The sequence below is a fragment of the Aeromicrobium sp. genome (assembly GCF_032084975.1).
Classification (GTDB): Bacteria; Actinomycetota; Actinomycetes; order Propionibacteriales; family Nocardioidaceae; genus Aeromicrobium.
Genome location: NZ_DAMDLR010000030.1, coordinates 1 through 24158 on the forward strand (window position 1 = coordinate 1; position 24158 = coordinate 24158).

General features: G+C 70.8%; 25 protein-coding genes. 14 read left to right on the top strand and 11 right to left on the bottom strand.

From position 1 onward, the window contains the following. A partial coding sequence (locus RT323_RS09370; protein ID WP_313407458.1) for an AAA family ATPase occupies nucleotides 1-2008 on the bottom strand: 2008 nt, incomplete at its 3' end. Nucleotides 2009-2057: 49 nt separating this feature from the next. Next, complete coding sequence (locus tag RT323_RS09375) at nucleotides 2058-2774, bottom strand: GAF and ANTAR domain-containing protein (RefSeq protein WP_313407461.1); 717 nt, start codon at nucleotides 2772-2774, stop codon at nucleotides 2058-2060. Between the two features lie 239 nt (nucleotides 2775-3013). Between RT323_RS09375 and RT323_RS09380 the strand changes: the two genes are divergently transcribed. From RT323_RS09380 to RT323_RS09400, 5 genes are all read left to right on the top strand, one after another. Beyond that, nucleotides 3014-4012 (top strand): RNA polymerase subunit sigma-70, encoded by a 999-nt coding sequence (locus RT323_RS09380; RefSeq protein WP_313407463.1) that lies wholly within the window; start codon nucleotides 3014-3016, stop codon nucleotides 4010-4012. Further along, nucleotides 4009-4428, top strand: coding sequence for a DUF6069 family protein (locus tag RT323_RS09385; RefSeq protein WP_313407465.1), 420 nt, complete (start codon nucleotides 4009-4011; stop codon nucleotides 4426-4428). The genes RT323_RS09380 and RT323_RS09385 overlap by 4 nt, the downstream gene beginning before the upstream one ends. Nucleotides 4429-4494: 66 nt before the next feature. Beyond that, nucleotides 4495-4881: a hypothetical protein gene (locus RT323_RS09390; protein ID WP_313407467.1), complete on the top strand. Its 387-nt coding sequence runs from the start codon at nucleotides 4495-4497 to the stop codon at nucleotides 4879-4881. A gap of 3 nt (nucleotides 4882-4884) precedes the next feature. Next, entirely contained in the window at nucleotides 4885-5868 is a 984-nt protein-coding gene (locus RT323_RS09395) for an NAD(P)-dependent alcohol dehydrogenase (RefSeq protein WP_313407469.1), read from the top strand. A 19-nt stretch (nucleotides 5869-5887) separates the two neighbouring features. Then, nucleotides 5888-6370 (top strand): hypothetical protein, encoded by a 483-nt coding sequence (locus RT323_RS09400; protein WP_313407471.1) that lies wholly within the window; start codon nucleotides 5888-5890, stop codon nucleotides 6368-6370. A gap of 9 nt (nucleotides 6371-6379) precedes the next feature. Here RT323_RS09400 and RT323_RS09405 read toward each other — a convergent pair whose 3' ends face one another. Beyond that, nucleotides 6380-7087: an alpha/beta hydrolase gene (locus RT323_RS09405; protein WP_313407473.1), complete on the bottom strand. Its 708-nt coding sequence runs from the start codon at nucleotides 7085-7087 to the stop codon at nucleotides 6380-6382. A 33-nt stretch (nucleotides 7088-7120) separates the two neighbouring features. Between RT323_RS09405 and RT323_RS09410 the strand changes: the two genes are divergently transcribed. Further along, nucleotides 7121-7879 (top strand): arginase family protein, encoded by a 759-nt coding sequence (locus RT323_RS09410; protein ID WP_313407475.1) that lies wholly within the window; start codon nucleotides 7121-7123, stop codon nucleotides 7877-7879. A 10-nt stretch (nucleotides 7880-7889) separates the two neighbouring features. Here RT323_RS09410 and RT323_RS09415 read toward each other — a convergent pair whose 3' ends face one another. Next, complete coding sequence (locus RT323_RS09415; protein ID WP_313407478.1) at nucleotides 7890-8363, bottom strand: Rrf2 family transcriptional regulator; 474 nt, start codon at nucleotides 8361-8363, stop codon at nucleotides 7890-7892. Between the two features lie 80 nt (nucleotides 8364-8443). Here RT323_RS09415 and RT323_RS09420 point away from each other — a divergent pair, with 80 nt between their 5' ends. From RT323_RS09420 to RT323_RS09440, 5 genes are all read left to right on the top strand, one after another. Continuing rightward, the gene (locus RT323_RS09420) at nucleotides 8444-9298 is read left to right on the top strand and encodes an SDR family oxidoreductase (RefSeq protein ID WP_313407481.1); all 855 of its coding nucleotides are present in this window, start codon (nucleotides 8444-8446) and stop codon (nucleotides 9296-9298) included. A 36-nt stretch (nucleotides 9299-9334) separates the two neighbouring features. Beyond that, nucleotides 9335-10375, top strand: coding sequence for a zinc-binding dehydrogenase (locus tag RT323_RS09425; protein ID WP_313407483.1), 1041 nt, complete (start codon nucleotides 9335-9337; stop codon nucleotides 10373-10375). 121 nt (nucleotides 10376-10496) lie between these two features. Then, nucleotides 10497-11717: an MFS transporter gene (locus tag RT323_RS09430; protein WP_313407485.1), complete on the top strand. Its 1221-nt coding sequence runs from the start codon at nucleotides 10497-10499 to the stop codon at nucleotides 11715-11717. Then, nucleotides 11710-12441 (top strand): MerR family transcriptional regulator, encoded by a 732-nt coding sequence (locus RT323_RS09435; protein WP_313407488.1) that lies wholly within the window; start codon nucleotides 11710-11712, stop codon nucleotides 12439-12441. Before RT323_RS09430 ends, RT323_RS09435 begins: the two co-directional genes overlap by 8 nt. Nucleotides 12442-12780: 339 nt before the next feature. Further along, nucleotides 12781-13335 (top strand): hypothetical protein, encoded by a 555-nt coding sequence (locus RT323_RS09440; protein WP_313407491.1) that lies wholly within the window; start codon nucleotides 12781-12783, stop codon nucleotides 13333-13335. Between the two features lies 1 nt (nucleotide 13336). Here the strand turns inward: RT323_RS09440 and RT323_RS09445 are convergent, their stop codons facing one another. The 7 genes from RT323_RS09445 to RT323_RS09475 form a co-directional block, all read right to left on the bottom strand. Beyond that, entirely contained in the window at nucleotides 13337-15181 is a 1845-nt protein-coding gene (locus RT323_RS09445; protein ID WP_313407493.1) for an endonuclease/exonuclease/phosphatase family protein, read from the bottom strand. A 53-nt stretch (nucleotides 15182-15234) separates the two neighbouring features. Continuing rightward, a complete protein-coding gene (locus RT323_RS09450) occupies nucleotides 15235-15702 on the bottom strand; it encodes an SAM-dependent methyltransferase (protein ID WP_313407495.1) in 468 nt (155 codons plus the stop codon). A gap of 58 nt (nucleotides 15703-15760) precedes the next feature. After that, a complete protein-coding gene (locus RT323_RS09455; protein ID WP_313407498.1) occupies nucleotides 15761-16963 on the bottom strand; it encodes a hypothetical protein in 1203 nt (400 codons plus the stop codon). After that, nucleotides 16956-17471: a SigE family RNA polymerase sigma factor gene (locus RT323_RS09460; protein ID WP_313407500.1), complete on the bottom strand. Its 516-nt coding sequence runs from the start codon at nucleotides 17469-17471 to the stop codon at nucleotides 16956-16958. Before RT323_RS09460 ends, RT323_RS09455 begins: the two co-directional genes overlap by 8 nt. Before the next feature lie 64 nt (nucleotides 17472-17535). After that, nucleotides 17536-19161 carry a helicase gene (locus RT323_RS09465; protein WP_313407501.1) on the bottom strand — a complete coding sequence of 542 codons (1626 nt, stop codon included), beginning with the start codon at nucleotides 19159-19161 and terminating at the stop codon, nucleotides 17536-17538. Nucleotides 19162-19304: 143 nt separating this feature from the next. Then, on the bottom strand, nucleotides 19305-20009 hold the full coding sequence (locus RT323_RS09470; protein ID WP_313407504.1) for an ABC transporter ATP-binding protein: 705 nt from the start codon (nucleotides 20007-20009) through the stop codon (nucleotides 19305-19307). Continuing rightward, nucleotides 20006-21064, bottom strand: a complete 1059-nt coding sequence (locus RT323_RS09475; protein WP_313407507.1) for an ABC transporter permease — start codon at nucleotides 21062-21064, stop codon at nucleotides 20006-20008. The genes RT323_RS09470 and RT323_RS09475 overlap by 4 nt, the downstream gene beginning before the upstream one ends. Before the next feature lie 192 nt (nucleotides 21065-21256). Between RT323_RS09475 and RT323_RS09480 the strand changes: the two genes are divergently transcribed. The 3 genes from RT323_RS09480 to RT323_RS09490 all read left to right on the top strand — a co-directional run bounded on the left by RT323_RS09480 (nucleotide 21257) and on the right by RT323_RS09490 (nucleotide 24120). Further along, the gene (locus RT323_RS09480) at nucleotides 21257-22447 is read left to right on the top strand and encodes a sensor histidine kinase (protein WP_313407510.1); all 1191 of its coding nucleotides are present in this window, start codon (nucleotides 21257-21259) and stop codon (nucleotides 22445-22447) included. After that, entirely contained in the window at nucleotides 22444-23073 is a 630-nt protein-coding gene (locus tag RT323_RS09485) for a response regulator transcription factor (protein WP_313407512.1), read from the top strand. Before RT323_RS09480 ends, RT323_RS09485 begins: the two co-directional genes overlap by 4 nt. Before the next feature lie 96 nt (nucleotides 23074-23169). Beyond that, a complete protein-coding gene (locus tag RT323_RS09490) occupies nucleotides 23170-24120 on the top strand; it encodes a class II glutamine amidotransferase (RefSeq protein WP_313407513.1) in 951 nt (316 codons plus the stop codon). The last annotated feature ends 38 nt before the right edge of the window (nucleotides 24121-24158 follow it).

A 24158-nucleotide genomic window follows, 5' to 3' on the forward strand; every position in this document is an offset into this window, starting at 1 on the left:
CGCCGAGGTTCCGCGCCAGCTCGGCGGCGGCGACCGCGTGGCCGATCGCTTCGGTCGTGGAGCCCTCCGCGGCCGCGCCCCAGGCTCGGGCGAGGACGTCGTCGGGGCCGAAGAGCGTGTAGGCCGGATGTCGCTCCGTCGCGACCGACGTCTTCGCCCGTTCCGGCTGGCCGGCCTGCGCCAGTGCCATGGCGAGCAGCGACCGGCAGCGGAACCTGAACTCGTGCCCCGAGTCGGCGAGTCCCGCCCACGCCTCGCTCAGCAGCGGCACGGCGTCGTGCAGTCGGCCGCACCCCAGCGCAGCGTGCCCGGCCACGACCAGCCCCATCAACCGGGCCGGGCCCGGCAGCTCGTCCGAGGCGGCTCGCATCCGTTCCGCGAGCTCGGCGCCCCGGGTGGGCTCGCCGATGAGACGACGACCGAGCACCTGGAAGTCCGCGAGACCGAACCCGGGGATGACCGTCGGAACGTGCTCGGCGGTCAGCCCACCCACGACTGCCGCCTCGTCGAGCAGTGCGGCATCGCCCGTGACCGCGCCCGCCGCCGAGATCGCCGAGGCGACGAGAATGCGTGCCAGGTCATCCGGCAGCTCGGCACGCAAGACCGTTGGTCCGTCGTCCAGCACCGTTCGCAGGTCGCCGGTGGCGGCGGCCAGGGCGAGGGACATCGCAGCGACGTGGTCGGGGTATGCGCCGGTGGCAGCCGCCTGGTCGAGCGCCTGTCGCGCCGCGTCGGGACGGGCCATCGTGAACAGCAGGTTCCCCGATCGCAGCAGGTGCGCCATCGCCCGTGACGCATCATCGGTCGCTGACGCGGCCTGGTCCACCAAGATCGTCTCCGCCTCGACGCCGCGGCTGAGCCAGGACAGGGTCGCAGCGTGCACCCGGCGAGCGGTGGGGTCACCGCCGGCCGCGGCCGCGCGGGCCAGGCGCTCGGCCAGAGGCAGGTCGTAGAGGCGTGTCGCCGCCTCGGCCGCCCGAAGGAACACCACAGGATCTGGCTCGAGGTCGGAGTCGAGCGAGAGGACGGCGCGGGGGATCGGGTCGGCGTCATCGAGGGTCGTCGCGATCCGTCCGCGCAGCCGCCGTGCCCGCAGTGTGCCCATCGCGTTCCGGCGCACCTCGCCGTACAGCGGGTGGGCGAGCCGGACGAGATCTCCGTCCATGCGGACGAGGCCACGGTCCTCGGACTGCTCCACCGCGGCCGACGAGGTCAGCGCGACGAGCGTCGTGAGCGACACGGGCTCCGCCAGGGTCACCACGTCGACGACCTCCCGCACGTCAGGCGCGAGGTCGCCGATCTCGTGCTCGAGCAGCTCCGTCAGCTCGGGCGTGATTCGCGGTTCGCTGGTCCAGCACCACACACCGGACGAAGGCGTGAAGCGTCCGGCGGCGACCTCGCCCACGAGTACGTGGCGCAGGAACAGCGGACTGCCCTCCGCCAGACGCCACAGCCGCCGTGCGGAGGCTGACTCGACCGGGCCTCCCAGGACCCGGGCCACCAGCGTCGCGACCTGGTCGGCGTCCAGCGGACCGAGATCCAGGCGGGGGAGCAGGTCGTCCTTCCACAGCGCGGTGACGGTGTCGGGAGCCGGCTCGCCACGCCTGAGGGTGACCAAGACCGGTGCGAGCCGACGGACGACGACCCGGTGCAGGACGAGCGCCGAGTGCTCGTCCAGCTGATGCGCGTCATCGACGACCAGCACGCGGGGGCGGCGTCGTCGGAGCTGGTCCAACGCTCGGGCGACCGTACCGGCACCGTCGCCGACCGAGCCCTCGAACGCGCCCGCGAAGGCACCGAGCGGGACGGACCGAGCGGCGGCGCTGCCCAGGGCCCACACGATGCTCGCGTCCTGCGCGCAGGCGGCCGACAGCGCTTCTCGCGCGAGACGCGTCTTCCCGACGCCTGCCGAGCCCGCCACGACGATTCCCGCGGCGGTGGGCCGGATCGCCTCGACGATCCGGCGACGCTCCTCGTCTCGCCCGGTCAGCGGCCAGGACCGCTCCATGTCGTCAGGCTGGTCCTGCCGTAGCGGCAGCGTCAAGCACCGGGGTCGGTCAGGCGTCAGGCGAAGGCGACGGCATCTCCGGCAGCACGCGCGTGGCGACGAGGTCGGCGGCCAGATGGCGCAGCTTGATGTTCTGGGTCGACGAGACCCGCGTCAGCAGATTGAAGGCGGCGACGGAGTCGATCTCGTAGCGCTCCATCAGCATGCCGCAGGCCTGCGCGGTGACGGTCCGCGAGTCGAGCGCCGTCTCGTACTGGTCGACTCGTTGCGCGGCCAGCACCGCGATGGCGATGTGCGCGGCGAGCGCCACGCCCTCGGCCTTGTCCGCCGCGTCGAACGCGTCGACCTCGGTCGAGTACATGCTGAGCGCCCCGATCACGTCCGACAGCGTGAACAGGCGGAACGTCAGCACACTGGCCGCACCGGTGGCCTCGGCGAGCCGAGCGCCCCACACGGGCCATCGGTCGTCGCTGGCGAGATCGGGGGCGTAGGCGGTCTCGTGGTCCCACAGGGTGTCGAGCGCCGGACCCTCGTTCAGCTCTTCCTGGAGCCGGTCGCCCATGGCAGCAAGCTCATCGCTGGCCGCCGGGGTCTCGATGCGCCGCTTGGCATGGACCAGGGAGATGCTCGCGGACGTGCATCCGGGGACGTTGCGGACGAGGAGTTCCACGGCGTTCTTGACGGTCGACTCGGGGTCGTGCTGATCCTGCATCTCGCGTGCCGCCGCCGCCATACGCTCCGAGATCTCCGCCCGGTTCGACTCCATGGACAATTCGCCTCCAACTCCTGACCTGTCGCGCTGTCCACATGATAGGACGGCCCGCCGAGCCGCTTGCTCGACTCGGCGGGCCTCGCGCGCACGCCCCTGCGCGCCGGGGCGGCAGCACTGGCACGCATGTACCCATCCGGGACCTGCTCCATGCGGCGCGATCCGTGAGTGATGAGTTCTCGCCGTGCAGGCCGTCATATGGATGACAGCACGCGACGAGACGGAAGAGGATGACCATGAGCGTGAGCACACGAGTGGGGGAGCGAGGCGACATGGCCGACGTCGACGAGTCCGAGTTCACGGGGCTCGCGCAGCGGCATCGGAGTGAGCTGCACGTCCACTGCTACCGGATGCTCGGGTCCTTTGAGGACGCCGAGGACACCGTGCAGGAGACGTTCCTGCGGGCTTGGCGGCGTCGCGAGACGTACGAGGGACGATCGACGTTCCGCGCCTGGCTCTACAAGATCGCGACCAACGCCTGCCTGGACCTGCTGGCGAAGCGGCGCCCGGAGCCGGCGACCGGGGGAGAGGTGCTGTGGCTGCAGCCCTACCCCGACCGGCTCCTCGACGAGCTGGTCGCGCAGGAGGACGGCCCGGAGGCGGCAGCGGTCTCGAGGGAGACGATCGAGCTGGCCTACCTCGTCGCGGTGCAGCACCTGGCGCCCCGGCCTCGGGCCGTGTTGATCCTGCGGGACGTGGTGGGATGGCCGGCCAAGGACGTGGCCGAGCTGCTCGGGGACTCGGTGAACTCGGTCAACAGCGCCCTGCAGCGGGCGCGTGCCGGACTGCGCGAGCACCTGCCCGCCAGTCGCCAGGACTGGACCGGCGGCGATGAGGACACCGCGACCCACGACCTCGTGCGGAGGTATGCCGAGGCGTCCGTGTCGGCCGACATCGACGCGATCGCCGAGATGCTGCGTGAGGACGTGCGGGTCTCGATGCCGCCGACTCCCGGCCTGGTGATCGGCCGCGCCGCGGTGCTGGAGGACTGGAACGAGCACGAGTTCGCGGAGATGACCGGTCTGCGCGTCGTCGAGACGGCGGTCAACCGCCAGCCGGCGCTCGGTGCGTACCAGTGGGACGAGACGGCGGGCGCCTACCTGCCGTTGACCGTCGATGTCCTGCGGATCGAGGACGGGGTCATCAGCGAGATCACCACCTTCCACGCCGACCAGTTCCCGCGTCTCGGCCTGCCCGAGCGCCTGCCGGCCGACTACGCCCAGGGGGAGTCATGAGCACCGCGGCATCCGGGTCGACGGCCCGCAGGCTCCTCGGTGTCGCGGCGGCGGGTCTCCTCGCCACGATCGCCACGATGGTGGCGGTCGTCGGGGCCGCGGCGCTGGCGAAGGCCGTGGGCGTGGACTTCGAGATCCCCGACGATGGTGAGGTGATCCCGCTGGGCGGCTTCGCCACGGTGACCGGGTTCTTCTGCCTGCTGGGCGTCGTCCTCGCCGTCGCGCTTTCGAGGTGGAGTCCGCATCCGTCGCGCTGGTTCATCAGGACGACGGTCGTGCTCACCGCGGCCTCGTTGGTGCCGCCCTTCCTGGCCGGTGCCGACGCCGGGACCACGGCGACTCTCGTCGCACTGCACCTGATCGCGGCGGCAGTGGTCATCCCCGTCCTCGCGGTGCGCTTGCGGGTGGCCGACTGATCGGTGCGTATCGCGCCGGGTGCGTGCAGCCTCTCCGAGGATGCACGCACCCGTCGAGGAGCCACCATGACCGCGATCACGAACCTGACGTTCTCGATCTCCTCTCCTGATGGGACGAACGCCGTGCTCGACGTCTCGTACTCGGTCCAGCAGTCCGCCCTGGAGCGCTTTCTCGGCGACGCCGGCCTGGGCTTCGAGGAGTGCATCGAGATCGTCGGTGCCGGTGCGGACGGGGCAGCCGACCAGGTGCTGCACACGTTCCCCTCGCAGCTGGTCATCTTCGACCTGGGAGAGCTGGTGGCCACGAGGTCGCGCAGCCTCACGGTGCCGCGGACGGGCCATCCCGAGCGGTTCAGCGCCCGGGTCGAGGTCCGCTACGTCGGCCTCGACACGGTGCCGGCTCGGGCCGACTGCGCAATTCACGCGTCCGCAGCGCCGCGAGAGTCATACTGAGCCATGCGTGCGGCAGTCCGAAGACGCTACGGAGGACCTGAGGTCATCGAGTTCGACGACCTTCCCGATCCGGTCGCCGCGACGGGCGAGATCGTGGTCCGCGTCCATGCGACCACGGTGAACCGCACCGACACCGCCTACCGGTCCGGCAAGCCGTGGATCAACCGCGCCGTATGCGGCCTCCAGCGACCGCGTGTCGAGGTGCTGGGGTCCGAGTACGCAGGCGTCGTGATCGAGGTCGGCGAGGACGTGAAGACCTTCGCCTCCGGAGACCGTGTCTTCGGGTTCGTCGACGGGCGGCCGGGGGCCCATGCCGAGCTGGTCGCCGTTCCGGTGGACGGACTCGTGGCGCGCGTGCCCGACGGGTGGGACCTCGCAGATGCGGCACCGGGCATGGAAGGCGCGCACTACGCCCATGCGTGCCTGCGGGTCACGGGAGTCGGCGCCGGCGATCGGGTGCTCGTTCATGGAGCGACCGGCGGCATCGGCTCGGCACTCGTGCAGCTGCTGCGTGCCGAGGGGGCGGAGGTCACCGCGGTGTGCGACCGGGTTCCAAGGGGCCGACCGGACGTGTTGACCGAGCTGGGTGCGACGCAGGTCGTCGTGGGCGAGGTTGATGGCCTCGCGTCCGGTTTCGATGCCGTGGTCGACGTCACGGGACACCTCTCGTTCGCGCAGGCTCGTCCCCTCCTGACGAAGGGCGGTTCGTATGTGTCGTCCGAGTTGGGGCGCGGCGGCCAGAACCTCCTGCTCGCCGCATTCGGTCCCGCTGCCAGGGCGCTCGGGCAGCGTCATGCCACGTTCCCGCTGCCCCATGCGACGACCGAGTTGGCCGTGCACCTCGCTGACCTGATGGACCGGGATGCCTATCGGCCCGTCGTGGACCGCACGTTCGACTTCGCCGACCTCCGCGAGGCGTACGCGTACGTGGACACCGGTCGCAAGGTGGGCAACGTCGTGGTCACCATGCCGAACGGCACGGGCTGAGCGAACTCCGGGAGTCACCATGGACGTCAGCACCTTCTACGCACTCTTCTCGGCGACCTGCTTCACCCTCGTCGGGTTGTGGTGGGGCGTCACGACGCGCGAGACGAGCTGGGTGACCGATCCACCGCGGCGGCGCGCCATCGGGGGTGTCTACCTGGCGTTCCTGCTGCCCGCGCTGATGGGACTGTTCGCCCAGGTCGGTGGGGTGACGGAGCCCGAGGTCTGGCGGATCAGCTTCATCGTCATCGCGGTGGCCGGCGGCGTGGCGACGGCGCGACTGCTGGCCACCGACACGGACCCGGCGCTCATGACGATCCGGGCCGGCGCGGTGGCGATCTACGTCGTCATCGCGCTGGTCGGCGTCTTCCCTGGCCTCGCCGAGCCGATCGGCCTGCGACCGATCCAGGTGGAGGCGCTGCTGCTGGTGCTGCTGGTCGCACTCGGGCATGCGCTGGTGTGGCACTGGTTGGTGCACGAGACGATCGCTCCCGAGGTCACGTGACGGCGTCGCTCACGAATCGAGAGCGGGCAGCGCGGCGAGCCAGTCGGCGATCGACGGCAGCACGAGGTCGAGGTGCCGCAGCATCCCGTCGTGGTCGAGCCCGGGCACGACGTCGTACGGGATCGCGCGAGAGTCCAGATCGCGCTGGAGCTCGGCGGGGGAGACGAGTGACGCCAGCACGCCGTCCTCCTGCCCCCACCACAATCTGATTGGGCAGTCGAGGTCCGCCAGCGCGGCTCTCGGCAGCGAGGCGATGTCGTCCCAGAAGACCTCGGTGGCCAGCGGGTCGTAGGTCTGCAGGATCTCGGTCCATGAGTCCGGGTCATGGCGTGCCGCGTCGTTGCGGGCACGTGCCCGGTCTCCCATGCCGGCGAGGTCCGCGGTGAGCGGGAACCCGCCGCACGCCACCGCTCTGACGCGATCGGTGCCGAGGGCCAGCCGCGCGGCCATCACGCCGTTCATCGAGTAGCCGAACGTGTCGAAGGAGCCGACGCCCAGGTGGTCGAGGACTCGGTCGATGTCGTCCACGAAGCCAGCCATGTCGTACGCCCCCGGGCGGCTGCTGGGACCGAAGCCCCGCGGAGCGACCAGCACCACGCGGAACCGGTCCGTCAGCGTCGAGAGGTCCACCTGGGCGCAGTCGATGTTCAGGCGCGGCACGACGACCGCGGGACCTTCGCCCACGGACGCCCACCAGATCCCCTCCGGATGCGCCACCGCGCCAGTCTAGGGTCGCGTAACGTCACGATCGTGAGCCTCGTTCTCCTGCCGTACCACCAGGACGAGCGCCTGGACGACCGCAGCATCGTGCTGCCCGAGGGCCTCTCGGCCGAGGTGGTCGATACGTCACTTCCCGAGACGGACCAGTGGAGTCGGCTCGTGGCGCTGTACGACGCCCACGCCGACGCGGTGGCGCGGGCCGTGGGGCACGGTCGGGTCCGCGTCGTGACCGGCGACTGCCTCGCCACCGTCGGCACGCTCGTGGGGCTGCAACGCGCCGGTCTCGACCCGTCCATCGCCTGGTTCGACGCGCACGGAGACGTCCACACGATGGCGTCCTCGGAGTCCGGCTACCTGGGTGGCGCGGCGTTGCGCATGGTGCTTGGTGGTGACGCCGAGCTGCTGGGCGAGCCGCTCGGGCTGCGTCCCCTGGCCGAGGACCGAGCCGTCCTGGTCGACGCGCGTGATCTCGACCCGGCCGAGGCGGACTACCTCGCCCGCGCAGGCGTCACCCACACGACGGTCGCGGACGTCTCGGCTGCCGATCTGCCCGTCGGTCCCGTGCTGGTGCACGTCGACGTGGACGTGATCGACCCGCAGGAGGTCCCGGGCCTGTGCTTCCCGGCGGCGGACGGACCCTCGCGCTCCGAGGTCGTGGACGCGGTGAGGCGGCTGCTGGCCAGCGGGAGAGCGGTGGCGCTCGACGTCGCGTGCCCGTGGGTGGACCCTCACGACGACGACGAGGTGTCCCGGCGCAGCGGGGTCCTGGCGGACCTCCTCGCCACCTGACGCCAGCTGATCAGCGCATCGCGCCTGACGTGAGCATCGCGTAGTCGTCGGCGTTGAACCCCGCGTCCGCGAGGATGTCGCGCAGCGTGATCGCGTCGAGTCTCGCGACGATCGCGTCGGTCACGTGCCGATCGAGATCGACGAGCACACCTTGGATGCTGCCGCCGACGGCGCAGGCCGGGTTCGGGCCGTGGATGCCGAGTACCGGGTCGTCGCCCTGCAGCAGCCTCCACACCCGGGCGAGGGTGACGTCGCCGGGGTCGGCGGCCAGCTCCCATCCGCCGTGCGCGCCGGCGCGCGAGCGCACCAGTCCGGCGGCGCGCAGCGGGCCCAGGACCTTGCGGACGTGCACGGGGTTGACCGCGGCGCTCCCGGCCAGCTCCTCGGAGCCGACGGGATCGGTGCGGCCGGCGGCAGCGCTCGCACTGAGGTAGGTCAGCACGTGCACGGCCACTGCGAACTGGGTGTTGGTCGACCTGGCCATGCCCCCATCTTGCCTTAATGTCATCACGATGGCTACAGTTGAACAACCGCCATCACCGTGACTACAGATCAGGACTCCTCATGACCATCGCCATCACCGGTGCCTCGGGCCAGCTCGGCCGCCTCGTCGCCGACCAGTTGCTCGCCGCCGTCGATCCCTCCGAGGTCGTGCTGCTGACCCGCGACCCGGCCAGGCTCGCCGACCTCGCCGAGCGGGGCGCCACCGTCCGGGCCGCCGACTTCGGCCAGCCCGAGAGCCTCCCCGATGCGCTGGCGGGAGTGGATCGGATGCTCCTGATCTCGACCGACCTGGTCGGAGCCCGTCTCGAAGGTCACCGCGCGGCCATCGACGCCGCGGCGAGGGCGGGTGTCCAGCACGTGGCCTACACGTCCATCCCCGAGCCGACGCAGGACAACCCCTCGGGCGTCGTCCCCGACCACGCCGCTACCGAACAGGCCCTGCGTGACAGCGGTCTGGCGTGGACGATGCTGCGCAACAACCTCTACGCCGAGATGCAGGTCGGCACCGTCGAACAGGCGGCCGCGAGCGGCCAGCTCTTCACGAACACGGGCGACGGCGGAGCCGCCTACGTCACTCGCGCCGACTGCGCCGCGGTGGCCGTGGGCGTCCTGACCGGTGAGGGCCACGAGGGCCGGGAGTACGACGTCACGGGTCCGAGCGCCGTGACCGCAGCCGACCAGGCCGCTCTCGCCACGAAGCTCGCGGGCCGTCCCGTCGACGTGATCGACGTCGACGACGAGACCTACGCGGGCGGACTGGTCGCCGCGGGCGTCCCGGAGGCCTTCGCGCCGCTGCTCGTGTCGTTCGGTGCCTCGATCCGGCTCGGCAAGCTCGAGCGGGTCACGGACGTCGTCGAGCGGGTCGGCGGCCGCAAGCCGACCGCGCTCGAGGACCTGGTCACCGTCCAGGGTTGATGGGCGGGGCGCGCATCACCCTGAGATGATCTGGCGATGCGCGCGCTTGTCCTCGATGCCGCCCGGGCCCGTCCCGAGGTCCGCGACGTCCCCGAGCCATCGGCTCCCGCTGATGGCGTCGTGGTCCGCGTGGCCGCCACGGGGCTGTGCCGAAGCGACTGGCACGCGTGGGCGGGCCACGACGACGGCGTCGTCTTTCCTCACGTGCCGGGCCACGAGCTGGCCGGGGTCGTCGTCGAGCTCGGTGCGGGCGTCGCCGACTGGGAGATCGGTGATCGCGTCACGGTCCCGTTCGTGGCGGGCTGCGGAACGTGTGAGTGGTGTCTGGCCGGCGACGCGCAGGTCTGCCCGGACCAACAGCAGCCCGGCTTCACGTACTGGGGCTCGTTCGCCGAGCAGGTGGTCGTGCACGCGGCCGACACGAACCTCGTGCGGATCCCCGAGACCGTCGACTTCGCGACCGCGGCCGGCCTGGGCTGCCGGTTCGCCACCGCGTACCGCGCGCTGGTCGGCCGGGCGCGGGTGGCCGAGGGCGAATGGGTCACGGTCGTGGGCGCCGGGGGAGTGGGGCTGAGCTCCGTCATGATCGCCCGCGCGCTCGGCGCCCGGGTCGTCGCGGTGGACCGGAATCCCGAGGCCCTCGCCGTCGCGGCGGACCTCGGCGCCGAGCACACGCTGCTCGCCGACGGACGCGACATCCCCGCGTCGGTCGCGGAACTCACCGGAGGCGGCAGCCACGTCGCCGTCGACGCGGTCGGCAGCGAGCAGACCTGCGCCGACGCGATCCTCAGCCTGCGCCGCCGCGGTCGCCTCGCCCAGGTGGGACTCCTCCCGCCGGTCGACGGGCATCCCCGTGTGCCGATGGCACGCGTCATCGGCTGGGAGATCGACGTGCTCGGCAGTCACGGCATGGCCGCGGTCGACTACCCGGGGATGATGGCGCTCATCGAGTCAGGAGCGCTGCAGCCGCAGCGCCTGATCGAGCGCACCATCGGCCTCGAGGAGGCGGCGGCTCTGCTGCCGGTCTTCGACCAGGCGAAGCTCGCGGGGATGACCATCATCGACCCCACGCTCTGACGCACCATGTCTCCAAGCTCCTGACCAAGATGGCGAAGGCGCAGGAGACCCCTCTGCGTCAGCAGCAGGCGACAAGGGGCGAACTTGACCCCGACGCGACGTCAGGGATTCGACTGGGGGCATGCGGACACCAGCGCTCTACCTCGCCTCCTACTTCGTCTCGGTCCTCGGCAACTCGATCGCAGCGATCGCCCTGCCGCTGATCGTCCTCCAGTCGACCGGCAGCGCGATGTCGGCCGGATGGGTGGCGGCGGCCACCGCGGTGCCGGCCGTCCTGGCAGGACTGTTCATGGGCGTCGTGATCGACCGGATCAATCGCGTCACGTCGTCCGTCGTGACCGACCTCGTGTCGGCCGCGTCGGTCGCGGCCCTGCCGATCGTGGACGGCCTGGTCGGGCTCGAGGTCGGGTGGTTCGTGCTGTTCGGGGTCGTCGGCTCGCTCGGTGACGTCCCAGGAATGACCGCGCGTGAGGCGCTGCTGCCGCGCGTCGCCCGGAGCTCGACCATCTCCACCGAGCGGCTCATCGGGCTGCGGGAGTCGCTCGGAGGGATCTCGCTGCTGATCGGCCCGGCCGTGGCAGGACTGCTGATGACCCTCTTCGAGGGCTCCACCGTCCTGTGGGTCACCGCCGGAACGTCGTTCCTGGCGGCGCTGCTCACGCTCGGCATCCCGCGCCACGTCGGCCGGCCGGACGACGCGCCCGCCACGGCGCCGCTGGGAGCGTGGAACGAGTTCGTCGAGGGCTGGCGCCTGCTGACCCGGACACGGCTGGTGGCCGTGGTGACGGGCCTGTCACTGCTCTCGGTCATGACCTTGTCGGCGTTTCAGGCGCTGATCCTTCCGGTGCACTTCACCCTCATCGATCAACCCGGACGACTGGGGTTCGTGCTCACCTCGATCGCGGCGGGGCTGCTCACCGGCAGCGCGCTGTACGTCGCCTTCACGCACCGCCTCACCCGCCGCGTGTGGCTCGTCACCGGGCTGCTGGTGTCGTCGCTTGGCTTCCTCGTGATCGGGTTGCTGCCGACGACCTGGCTTCTGCTCACGGGTGGGTTCGTCCTCGGTCTCGGCAGCGGCCTGTGCGGCGCCCTGCTGGGGTTGCTCACGATCAGCGCCGTGCCGGAGTCGGCGCTCGGGCGCGTGATGGGGACTCAGAACGCGCTCATGACCGCGGCCGCGCCCGCTGCCATCCTGTTGGCCGCGGTCGTCATCGAGCAGGTCAGTCTCACCGTGGCGGCACTCGGCTTCGTGGCACTGTGGGTCCTGACATCGGTCGTCGCGGTCGCGGATCCCGCGCTGCGTGACCTCGACCCGAACGAACCGGAGACCGTCGATGCGTAGTGGGGAGCTCGCCGGCCTCGCGGGCGTCACCGTGCGGACGCTGCGGCACTACCACCAGATCGGCATCCTGGAGGAGCCCGAGCGCAGCGCCAACGGCTACCGCGAGTACGACGTCGCCCACCTCGTGCGCGTGCTCAGGATCAAGCGACTCGCCGACCTCGGGTTCGCGCTGCAGGACCTGCCCCTCGACGACACCGCCGACCACGACGCGCAACTCGAGGCCCTCGACGCCGAGCTGGCCGCGCAGATCGATCGGCTCACTGGCCAGCGGGCGGTCGTCGCTGCGCTGCGCGCCGGAGGCGCATCGCCGGACCTGCCCCCCGAGCTGGCCGTCCACGCAGCGCTCGCCTCGGCGATGAGCCTGCCGCCGCGCCTCGTCGCCTTCGAGCGCGAGCAGCTGGTGCTGCTCGCCCACCTCGGAGGCGAGCCGACCTCGCAGCTGCTCCGCGCTCTGTACGAGCGGTTCGCCGATCCCGACGTGATGGCGAGCTTCGCCACGATCTACGAGCAGTTCGACCGGATCGACGAGTCGACGCCCGCGGCGGAGCTCGAGCGGCTGGTGGAGGAGTCCACGACGGCGATGATCGCGGCCATCGGCGACCTCGACCTGAGCACCACGGTGGACCTCGGCGCCGTCGAGGCGCTGTTCGACGAGCACGGAGCGAGCCACCTCAATCCCACGCAGGTGCGGGTCCTGGCCGAGATCGGCGAGCGATTCGGATGAGTTCTCGGCCGTCCAGCCGTCATACGAGTGACAGGACGGCGAGACGGAAGAGGATGACCATGAGCGTGGACATGCGAGTGGGGGAGCGGGGCGACATGACCGGGGTCGACGAGCCGCGCGGTGCGACGGTCGGGTCACGACGACGGCGGCGCCTTTCCGCACGTCCCGGGACATGAACTGGCCGGGGAGGTCCTGGTCGTCGGGTCGGCCGTGACGCGCTGGAAGTTCGGTGCTGGCAGCGGACCTGCTGCCGGTCTTCGGCCAGGCGAGACTCGCGGACATCACGATCATCGACCCGACTCGCTGAACGACGGGCTCGAAGATGAGAGGCTCGCTCCCATGGCATCGAAGGCGGCAAGCATCTCCACGGCCACGGGCGTCGATTGGACCGAGTGGGATGCGTGGTTGACGAGCGAGGGCGCACTCGACCGGCCTCACGCCGAGATCGCGAAGCTCGCCCTGCGGCGTGTCCACGAGCTCGGCATCACCACGCACGCGGCGAACGGCAAGCCGTTCAACGACGGCTGGTGGTCCCAGACCATCGCGATCGAGTACGGCCACCAGCACGGGCTGCGCGAGCAGGGTCAGCAGTCGAAGGGCGATCACGCGGTGTCCGCGTCCAGGAAGGTCGTCGGCTCGCTCGACGAGCTGCTCCAGCGCTGGCTCGATGCCGTCGCCGGCCGGACCGAGTTCGACGGGGTGGAGCTGGCAGGGGAGCCGAGCGCCAGGTCGACCGAGAAGTGGCGCTACTGGCGGGCCAAGCTGGCGGACGGCTCGGCGGTCAACGTCGACATCTCGGCTGACCGGATCGCCGTCCAGCACGCGGGCCTGACCTCCGCCGAGGACCGTGAGCGGTGGCGGCCGTTCTGGAAGTCGCAGCTGTCCTCGCTCTGACTCACGGCTCGACGTCGAGCGTCACGGAGACCGGCAAATGGTCCGAGGCCCGGGACGTCCCGACGTCCGGCGACACCGGGTCCAGGTCCGGCGTCACGAGCAGGTGGTCGATGCGGGCGGTCGGGCGATCAGCCGGAGACGTCGGCCCTGCCCCTTCGAGCCCATCGACCAGGCCGAGCTCGGTCAGTTGCCGGAAGGCCTCGCTGCCCGGCTGGGTGTTGAGATCGCCACCCAGGACGAGGGGGTGTCCGTCGGCCAGACGCGCCCGGAGGACCTTCACGAGGTCCTCGGTCTGCGCCTCGACCCCCTCGTCGCCGTCGTTCGGCTGCAGGTGCGTCGACACGAACCACGTCGGTGTTCCATCGACGTCGACGAGCACCGAGAGCGCCTGGGCTCCGGTGACCGCGCCGTGGGACGGCAGGGGATTGCCGACCGACTCCAGGACGGGTAGCGCGGTGAGGACGGCATCGCCCCAGACGGGGTCGGCGGCCGGAGCGAACACCGCGCTCCGCTCGAGCAGTCGCTCCAGGATCGCGAGCTGGTCCTGGCCGCCGTTGAGGTGCCAGGCGCGGTCGACCTCGCTGAGCAGCGCGACGTCCTGGTCGCGGAGCGTCTCGGCCACCAGGTCCGGGCGGAACGTGCCGTCCATCCCGTAGCCCATCCTCACGTTGTAGGCGGTGACTCGCAGGCCGTCGTCCTCGTTGCCGCCGTCGAGGGGCGTGATGGTGGCGGCGGGACCGGCCCACGCCAGCACGGCCGCGGCGACGGCGAACGCAGCGAGGAGGACTGGCGAGAACCGCGGTCCCTGGTTCCTGGCCGGCCGGGGGCGAGCCGTCGCGGCCAGGACGCCGATCACGACGGCGGCCAGGACGAGCACGATGTCGGCGCGGTAGCCCAGGTCGTAGCCGGCGTAGTAGACGAACAGCAGCGCCACCCACGCCAGTGCACCCAGCGCGAGGGAGGTGGGGCGCGCGGGGTTGCCGTGGTCGGCGGTGCTCCACAGGAGCGTCAACGCCGGCAGTCCGATCGCGGACACGACGACCGTCCATGCCGGTGCCACCGCGGGGATTCCGCCGACGTCGGTCGTGACGAGCAGTCCGATCGCCGTCGCGCCGACCAGGACCACGGTGGCGGCCCATGCGGCGGCACGGCCAGGTCGGAGCGAGGCCGTGAGGATGGCGATCACCGACGCAACCGCGACGGCCACCAGCCCCACGTCGCCTCCGACGGCTGACGCGCGTCCTGCGTTCCCCAGGACGATGCCGACCAGCAGCAGTCCAGGCATGACGAGCCACGCCGTCCTGCGTGCGACTGCCTCCGGATGCCGGCCGCGCGCGAACCACCACGCCGAGGCGGCACCGGCCACCTGCACGCAGAGCACCAGCCAGCTCCACACGTCGTCCCGCCAGACGGCGCCCCACGTCCCCAGCGCGGCGTGGGTGATGACGCCCAGGGCGGTCCCGGCGGCGAGCCCGACCACCAGGACGTCACCGAGCGAGGCGGCTGACAACGACAGCCAGGCGACCCCGGCCGCGACCCCGACCGACGCGACGACGAGCTGCGGCTGGCCACCGTCGGTGAGCTGAAGAGCGACTCTGGCGACGACGGTCACGGCCAGTGCGATCCAGCCGGCGCCCGTCGCGTGTCGCCGTGCCACGAACGCGGCCACGACACCGAGCAGGACGCACCCCAGCGCGTAGGCACCCATCAGCTCGGGCGGCGTCGACGCGGCCTGCCCGAAGATCGTGATCAACGACGGCGCCCACACCCGCACGAGATCCGTGAGCACCCAGATCCCGGTGGCGACGGCGAGCAGGGCAGCAGTCCGGGACCGGTCTCTCGTCATGGACGAGTTCTACCCGTCCCGGACCATGGTGACCAGCCCCTGAGTGCTGGGCATCAGGGCTTGAAGTACTCCGACATGACGTCGCTGACCCACTCGGGCTGGCGGACATCGGTCGGGAGGAACTCGACCATCACCGGCTTGAGGTCGACGACGGGAGTGCCGGTGACGGCATCCAGGCCGATGACGGTCAGCTCGCGGCCATCGACGGACTCGATCGCGCAGCTGGTGACCCCGATGCGGTTGGGCCGACGAGGCGCGCGACCCGCGAAGACACCGAGCGACGGCAGGTCGGTGCGCCCGCGGTAGGGCTTCGGCTCGCGGTAGTCGTCAAGCTCCTCGAACTGGTCGAAGACGAAGAGCACCTCGACGTGGGAGAACCCTTCCAGGCCTTGCAGGCACGCGTCGCCGAACCGCTCGTCGATCGTGATCGTGCTGCGCACCGCACCCCACTGATCCGAGTGCTGGACGTCGGTCCGGTGGTTGCTGACCGTGCCGATCGGGGTGATCTGGAATCCGGGCATGTCTCCGTTCTAACGCATCGACGTGAGCCCTCGGTCCACACGCGATGCTCGAACCGGATCAGGACCCGAGGTACCGGCCGGCCATCCGGATGGTGCCGGGACCGTCGGGCACCGTGCGGGACGTGCAGGCTCCGGACGCACCGTCGCACGTGGTGACCTTGCTCCCGTCGACTCGCATCAGCCGTCCGTCCGGGGTCCAGCCGTAGGTGCGGGCGTGACCCGGGAGTGTGATCCGCTTGCCGGTGTCGACCTCGGTGACGTGGACGACGGGCTTGTCGTCGACCTCGCCTCCGGCGCCGCGGTAGACCTCGGTGACGGTGCCGTCGTCGTCCACGCCGATGGTGGTGCTGGTGGTCTGCACGAATCGGCCGTCGGGGGAGAGGTCGTTGGACGCCCACGAGCCGCCGCCGTCCTCGCCGGTGATCGCGAGGTCCTTCGTCGATCGAAGCGGGGTCGATTCGCCCAGCTCGTAGGTCTCCGCGCCGAGCGGTCCGCCGAGCGCCCGCCCGCCTCCCGTCGAGGGCAGCTGCTCGGCGGGAACGTCGGCGACGCGCTCTCCGGTTCGCCAATTGACGACCTGCTGGTCGCCGTCGACGCCGACCACCACGTAGTCGCCGGTGAGGCCGACGGGCGGGACGGCCCATCCGGCCCAGCTGTAGGGCGCGTCGAAGGGCTGGGTCGCCAGCTCGCGGCCGGTGGATGCCTCGACCACATGGATCCGGTAGCCGCCGCCCTGCTCGGTCAGGTACGTGAACCGATCGGCCTGCGCGTCCGTTCCGGGGACGACCTTGCCCGGCAAGTCCAGCTCGCGCACCGTCCCGTCGGTGCCGACGTAGACGTAGTCGCGCTTGGCGTCGCCGGCCTCGTCATTCGTGACGCCGGCGACCACGCCCTCGGCTGTGTAGTACATGAGCTGGACGGTGACGCCGAGGTCGACGGAGTAGTCGGGGTCGCTGAACCAGAGGGTGTCGCCTCGCGAGAACGCGCCACCTGTCCGGTACGCGGCCGAGACCAGCGCGACGTCGCCGGCCGCGATGGTGGAGCTGACCTCCAGCCGGCTCGGCCCGGTGTCCCGGTTCGTGCCGACGAGGACGGCGGTGCCGGCCACGGCAGCCACCGCGAGGGCGGCGATGGACCGACGGGCGACGGTGCGCTGGCGGCGGGCGCGGCGTCCGCGGCGGATCACGCCGTCGAGGTCCAGCTCGGGGACCGGCTCGGCGTTGGCGTGGTGGCGGATCTGGTCGACCAGCTGATCAGTCATGGTGGCTGCCTTCGGGAAGGAGGTGGGCGTGCGAGCGAAGTGCCGCGAGGGCGGCGGAGGTCTGGCTCTTGACGGTGCCGGTGGTGATGTTGAGCAGGTCGGCCGTCTCCTGGACGGACAGGTCGTCGAGGAACCGCAGTGCGACGACCGAGCGCTGGCCCGGCGGCAGGGTCAGGAGCGCGTCGGCCAAGGTGACCCGGTCGACGAGGGCGGCGGAGTGATCGGTGCTGGGTGCACCCTCGGTCGCCACGTCGGTGGTGTTCTCGTGGGTCCACGAGCGCTTGCGGAACCAGTCGCGCGCCACGTTCACCATCGCGCGCCGCGTGTAGGCGTGTGCTTTCGCGGGCTCGCGGAGCCGGGGCCACGCGACGTAGGTCTTCACCAGCGCGGACTGCACCAGGTCCTCGGCCAGCTGCCGGTCACCGACGATGACCACCGCCGTGCGGTAGAGCTGCGGCCACACGGACCTGGCGAACTCCGCGTACTCCGCCTCGCTGGTCTGACGCACGCTGGCTCCTTGGTCGTGAAGTGCTTTCACAACCTAGACGGGATGGAGCCGGTGTTTGGTTGGCTCAGACTCCGTCTTCGGTCAGGGCAGTGGCGGGCAGCCAGTCGGCCCCGAGGAGCTGGGCTAATTCGGCGAGGCCAGCCGTGTCGCTTCCCGCGGTGTCGGACGCTGCGGCGATCCGCTCCACCATGACCTTGCCGACCTGCTCCTCCACGGTGCCCTCGGCGTAGGCGATGTGCCATGGCGAGACCTGGTGGTCGCGGTGGGTCCGGCCGGTCACCTGGCGTCCGGCGATGCCCGAGAATCGTGCTTGGTGGAAGACGCCGACCCGCGGCTCGGTGCTGCCGCGGCTGCCGTCGGCGAGGGTCTCGCCGGCGTGCAGGCTGATCGAGGCGACGGTCGTGAACACGCAGACCTTCGCCTGCCCGGTCTGGAACCGGAGCCGCTCGGCCTCGACGTCGAACCGGTCGCGGCCGTAGATGCTGGCGACCTCGATGCCGGTCTCGCGCAGTCGGTCGGCGATGGGGTCGGCGGCGGTCGCCACGAACTCCACGGAGCACGCGACCTGGCGCTCGGCCTCGACCTGCTGGGTGATCCAGGCGACGGTCGAGTCGACGCGGATCAGTCCGGCCTTCTGCCTGAAGCGCAGCAGTGCGGACCGGCCCTTCGCGACGTTGCGGCCGCGCCGGGCGATGTCCATCTCGCGACAGAACTCGCCCCACTCGGCCTCGTAGGCCTTTCGTTCGGGAGGGGTCAGCGCCACCGGCATGCCCGAGATCTGCACCGGCCCCCACGGCGCGGCGCGGTGCAGCATGGCCGGGGGCCGTTCCTCGTCCAGCCAGCCGCGCACCAGCGTGAGATCGGCCGCGCGCCGCGTGGGATCGGTCGTCCACGTCGCGCCGTAGCGTCCCCTCTCCACCCCGATGCCGTGGCGCTCGAGCGCGTCGGCGAACGCGGCCGCGGGCTGCGTCGCGGAGGTCCACTCCTTCATCGGCTCGCCGAGCACCTGCGCATAGGCGGGAGCCAGGTACGGCAGCTCGAGTGGCGTGTGCCCGGGCGTCGCGGTGGTCGCGATCACGAAAGGCGCCGTGTCGTGCGGCCGCCCGTGACCCGAGATCCGCGCCCAGAGCTTCCACCGCTTCGTCGTCGTACGTCGCAGCGCGTGAGCCTCGTCCGCGATGATCACGTCCCACGTGTGGTCCTTGACCTTCTCGAGCCGGTCCCACGTGATCACCACCCATTCCAGGCCACCGTCGCCGAGTGCCGTGATCGTGCGGCACCAGTGGCCGATCGTGATCGGGGCGGGCCGGTCGGCCACGACCAGCACCCGTCGCGCACCACGCAGATCGCCCACCGCCGTCGCCCCGAGAACCGCGGAGATCGTCTTGCCCACGCCGGGCTCATCCGCCAGCAGGAACTGCCGTCCGCCCGCTGCGGCGCGCGCCGCGATCGCGTCGGCCGCCTCGAACTGGATCCTCCGCGGCTCGAGCTCGTCGGTCGGTTCTGGGCTGGGCGCCGGATGGTCGGGGTTGAGCGAGTTCTCGATGAACCGGCCGAGCGTGTAGGGGCCCGGAGCGTACGGGGCGAGGTGCTCGGGCAGGGCACGTCCGACGTGGAGATGGGTCTTGACCGCCGGGTGCCAGGTGGCGCCGTCGACCTGGGTCCCGTACGGAACGTCGAGCACCCACACGCGCTCACCCGGGCCGGCCGTCGGCAGGGGCCGCGACTGCTGTCGCGTCCCGCCTCGGCGCCGAGACGCGGTGCGTCGACGAGCGCTGGATCCTCGAGGACTGGCCACCCGAGGACGCTACCGGGGTGGGTGGTCCCGCGGGCCTATCCGACCGTCTGAGGCGTGTCCAGCGCCCGCAGCCGCCCATCGACCATCGTGTGAGCACCGGTCAACCGCGGCAGGATGCGCTGGTCGTGCGTCACCAGGATGGTCGCCGTGTCGTGCTCGGACGTGAGCCGCAGCAACAGGTCGATGATCTGGGTTCCGCGCTCCTGGTCCAGTGCGCTGGTGGGCTCATCGACGATCAGCACGGCGGGCCGGTGCATCAGTGCTCGCGCGATGTTGACGCGCTGCCGTTGGCCTCCGGAGAGCTGCGCGGGTCGCTTGCCCGCGTCGCGGCTCAGGCCGACGGCGTCCAGGAGCTCGGACGCACGCTCGCGGGTGGCGGCACGCGCCCCGCGCCGCCGCGGATCGGTGGTGAGCTCGTTCATCACGAGGAGCTGCTCGTAGGCGGTCAGCGAGGCGATCAGGTTCGACTGCTGGAACACCAGACCGATCCTGGTGCGCCGCAGCTCGGCTCGTTCGGTCAAGGTCAGACCGGTCGCCTCGACATCGTCGATGGTCACGGTGCCTCGGTCGGGTGCGATCAGCGTGGACGCGACGGCCAGGAGGCTGGACTTGCCGGATCCTGACGGGCCCGTGATCCCCACGGTGGTCCCGGCGTCGACGTGCAAGGTGGCGTCGTCGATCGCGGTCACGCGGGAGGACCCGTCAGGGAAGGTCAGGGTCACGTTGGCGAGGTCGATCATCGGTTGCTCCCAAGGGCGGTGAGGGGGTCGATTCGGGTGATGGAGCGGGTGGCCAGTCCAGCGCCGGCGAGGCCGAGGACGGTCATGATGAGGCCGGGCAGCACCGTCGTCAGGGGACTGAGGATGAACGGCAATGCAGATCCGGCCGCGATGCCCAGCACGGCTGTCACCCCGATGCCCGTCGTCACGCCGAGGAGCAGCACCACGGCGGCCTGGCCGAGGGCATCGAACGTGAGCATCCGGTTGGTGGCGCCGAGCGCCTTGAGAACCGCCACGTCCGGTTGGCGCTGGATGCTCCACACGGTGAAGAACGCACCGACGACCAGTGCCGAGATCCCGAACAGCATCCCCACCATCACCAGCAGCGACCCGATCTCGGACGTGAACGACTCGAGGGCCGTCAGGGATGCCAGCACGCCGGTGGAGTCAGTGCCTGCCTCGGCGTCGGCAGCCGCGTGGTCGGCATCCCCGGACACGGCCAGGACGGTTGCGAAGGGGGACGGCTCGCCGGGCCGTGTGGCGAGGCCCTGCCAGTCACGGAGGTCGAGGTTCGCGACGGGCATGTGCGAATACCAGGAGCTGCCCCGGACGGCGTCCACGACGAAGGACTGCTCGCCGATCCGGACCTGGTCGCCCTCCGTGACTCCCAGTGCGTCCGCGGTCTCGGCGCTCAGCTCGACGTGACCGCGCCGCGGCGGTTTCGCGTCGGACGTTCCCGGACCGCCGCCGAACAGCGTGACCGTCTCGTGCTGATTCTCAGCAGACACGCGAGCGGTGCTGATGCCCAGGGGGTCGACAGCGGTGACGCCGTCCTGGCGCTCCCAGACGCTCGCCTGCGCCTGGGTGACCGTCGAGTCGGCGTAGGAAGGTGGCTGGTCGTCCGAGAACACGATGCGATCCGCGTCGAGCGAGGTGATGGCGGAGATGTTCTGCTGGGCCAGTCCGCCCGTGAGTCCGGCCAGGAAGGTGACCAGGATCGTGATGAGCGTGACGACGACCGCGATGAGCGCGAATCGTCCCTTGGCCACTTTCAGGTCGCGCCAGGCGACAAACATGTGAGTCCTTCGAGAAGAATCGGTGCACGATTCCGGGTGATCCGTGCGTCCTCTCCACACTGGCTCGATTCCGCCGCCGAGCCATCGTGCACCCGGACGCTCTCTCGGCACCGAAAGGACCGCCCGGAGTTCCACCTTTCGTACGACGCCGCGGACCAGCAGCCGACCTAGACTGGGTCCGGTGATGTGGGCGTGAAGCGAGACGGCAGCCGTAACCCGATCGGTCCGATCTCAGCGTGGCTCTCGACGTCCCTCCACGTCCTGGTCATCGCCCTGCTGGCGGTCGTGGTGTTGAACTCCACGGACGGCGCGACCTGGCACAGCGTCACCGTCGCCTCCCTCGCGGCACTGTTCGCCATCACCTACGCCGCCGGTGTCTGGCCGGACGGTGCCCTGCCCGAGCCGGGCCCTCGAGGCTGGTGGTGGGTCGGTGCCCTGAGCCTGCAATGGCTGGCGCTGATGTGCCTCAGCGTGGAGGCGACCTACCTCGTCTTCGCGTTGTTCTTCCTCTACCTGCGCGTGCTCGGGACGGTGCGGGGGATCGTTGCGGTCGTCTGCGCCACGGTGGTTGCCATCGGCGCCTTCGGACTGCACCGCGGCTTCAACGTCGCCGGCATCGTGGGTCCCGTCCTGGGTGCAGGCGTGGCCATCGTGATCGGGCTCGGGTACCAGGCCCTGACCCGAGAGGTGGCGCAACGTCAGCGGCTCATCGAGGAGCTGACGCGGACCCGCGACCAGCTGGCCGTCGCCGAGCATGCCGCCGGGGTGGTCGCCGAACGCGAGCGACTGGCCCGCGAGATCCACGACACCGTGTCGCAGTCGCTCTCGAGCATCATCATGCTGCTGCACGCCGCCCAGCGCAGTGGCCTGGACTCGGACAGGGGGCGCGAGCGCCTGGAGCAGGCACGAGCAGCGGCCACCGACGCGCTGGCCGAGACGCGCGAGTTCATCCACGCCCTCGTCCCGCCGGCCCTTCACGACGCCGGCATCGGGGGAGCGCTGGTGCGCTTGGGTGCCCAGATCCGGGACACGGCCGGTCTGCAGGTCGAGGTGGACGTCCCACCGGACACTGTCGCCGTGCCCACGCCCGTGGAGGCCGCCTTGTTGCGGATCGCTCAAGGTGCGCTGGCGAATGTCGTCCAGCACGCGCACGCCACTCGTGTCGACGTGACCCTGACCCGACTGGACGACGAGATCATCCTCGATGTCGTCGACGATGGTGAGGGCTTCGATCCGGCGCTGCTCGAAGCCGGCGCCGCTCAGCCTTCGTTCGGGCTGGCGGCCATGCAGGAGCGTGCCGCCGACCTGGGCGGGCGACTCGTCGTCGAGTCCCGCCCGGGGCAGGGGACCAGCGTCGTCGCGAGCTTCGGGGTGACGCCATGAGCGTGCGTGTCCTGATCGTCGACGATCACCCGCTCATGCGTGCCGGCCTGACCGCGCTGTTCGAGACCGACGCGACGATCGAGGTCATCGCGGCGGTGGGCACCACGGCCGAAGCCGTGAGCGAGGCGAGGCGGACGCACCCCGACGTCGTGCTGATGGACCTGCAGTTCAACCGCGTGTTCGAGGGCGCTCGCGCGACCCGAGAGATCCGCGAGCTGCCGGACCCGCCCGCGGTGCTGATCCTGACCAACTTCGACACTGACGCCGACATCATCGAGGCCATCGAGGCCGGAGCCGCCGGATACCTGTTGAAGGACGCTGCGCCCGAGGACATCACCGCGGCCATCCATGCCGCGGCCGCAGGTCAGACCGCGCTCGCACCGTCGGTCGCGAGCCGCCTGCTGGCGCGCATGCAGAAACCGCACTCGTCCCTGAGCGCCCGGGAGCTCGAGGTGTTGAGCCTCGTCGCCGAGGGTCACAACAACACCGCCATCGCCCGCCGGCTGCATCTGAGCGAGACCACCGTGAAGTCCCACCTCGCGCACATCTATCCCAAGCTCGGAGTGAACTCACGCACGGCGGCCGTCGCAGCTGCTCGGCAGCTGGGCATCATCGGTCGCGCCTGAGCCCGGACGCGTCCCGGTCGCCGACATTGCGGATGCGCCCTAGGCTCGGGACGCTCACCACGCCACGGATCCACGATCCATCAGTGAAGGAAGCCCATGTGCCGCGTTCTCGCCTACCTCGGATCAGAAGTACCGCTGGAAGACCTGCTGATCAAGCCTGAGAACAGCCTCATCAACCAGGCCCTCGACCCGGAGCGTCACCCTCAGCTCCAACTGGCCGGGTGGGGTTTCGGAGCGTGGGGCGAGCACCTGCTCAAGCCGGACGAGCCCCTGCTCTACCACCGCCCCATGGCTGCGTTCTACGACGACAACGTCGACGGCATCGTGCCGAGCCTCCAGGTCGGCACCATGCTCGCCCATGTTCGCGCGGCGGACTACAACTCCACGACCGTGCTGGCCGACGAGAACTGCCACCCGTTCTCCTTCAAGGGAACCCCGTGGATCGTCGCGCAGAACGGCGACATGCCGAACTGGATCCTCCTGCAGCGCGAGCTGCTGCAGCACTGCAAGGACGAGTACCTGGAGCAGATGGCGGGCACCACCGACACGGAGTTCCTGTACGTGCTGCTGCTGTCCCTGCTCGAGAGCGACAGTGACGAGGACGTGAAGCGCGCCTTCGAGGAGATGATGCGGCTCATCGTGCGGGCGATGAAGGAGCTCGAACTGCCGGCACTGACCAAGCTGAAGATGGCGCTGGTCTCGCCGAACCGGATCATCGGGGTCAACGTCGGCACGGGCCACCAGGGCGAGCTTGATCCGGCGGGGGACTGGAGAGAGCTGCGCAAGTCCGAGCCGGGCACGGACGACTACGCCCTGGGCATGCTCCTGGAGCCGATGTACGTGTTGATGGGTCGCAACTTCTCGTACGACGGGCCGACCTACGACTTCGAGGAGTGCACCGTCGACGACGCGACCGGCGTCATCTTCGCCTCCGAGCCGCTGACCGACAGCAAGGCCGACTGGGGCACGCTGGAGTTCGGCGAGATCATGTTCCTCGAGAAGGACGGCGAGAAGGTCACCAAGACCGTCGACAAGCTGAAGGTGTAGTCGGCAAGGGGGAGTGCAGCGACGCGCTACGACAGCGC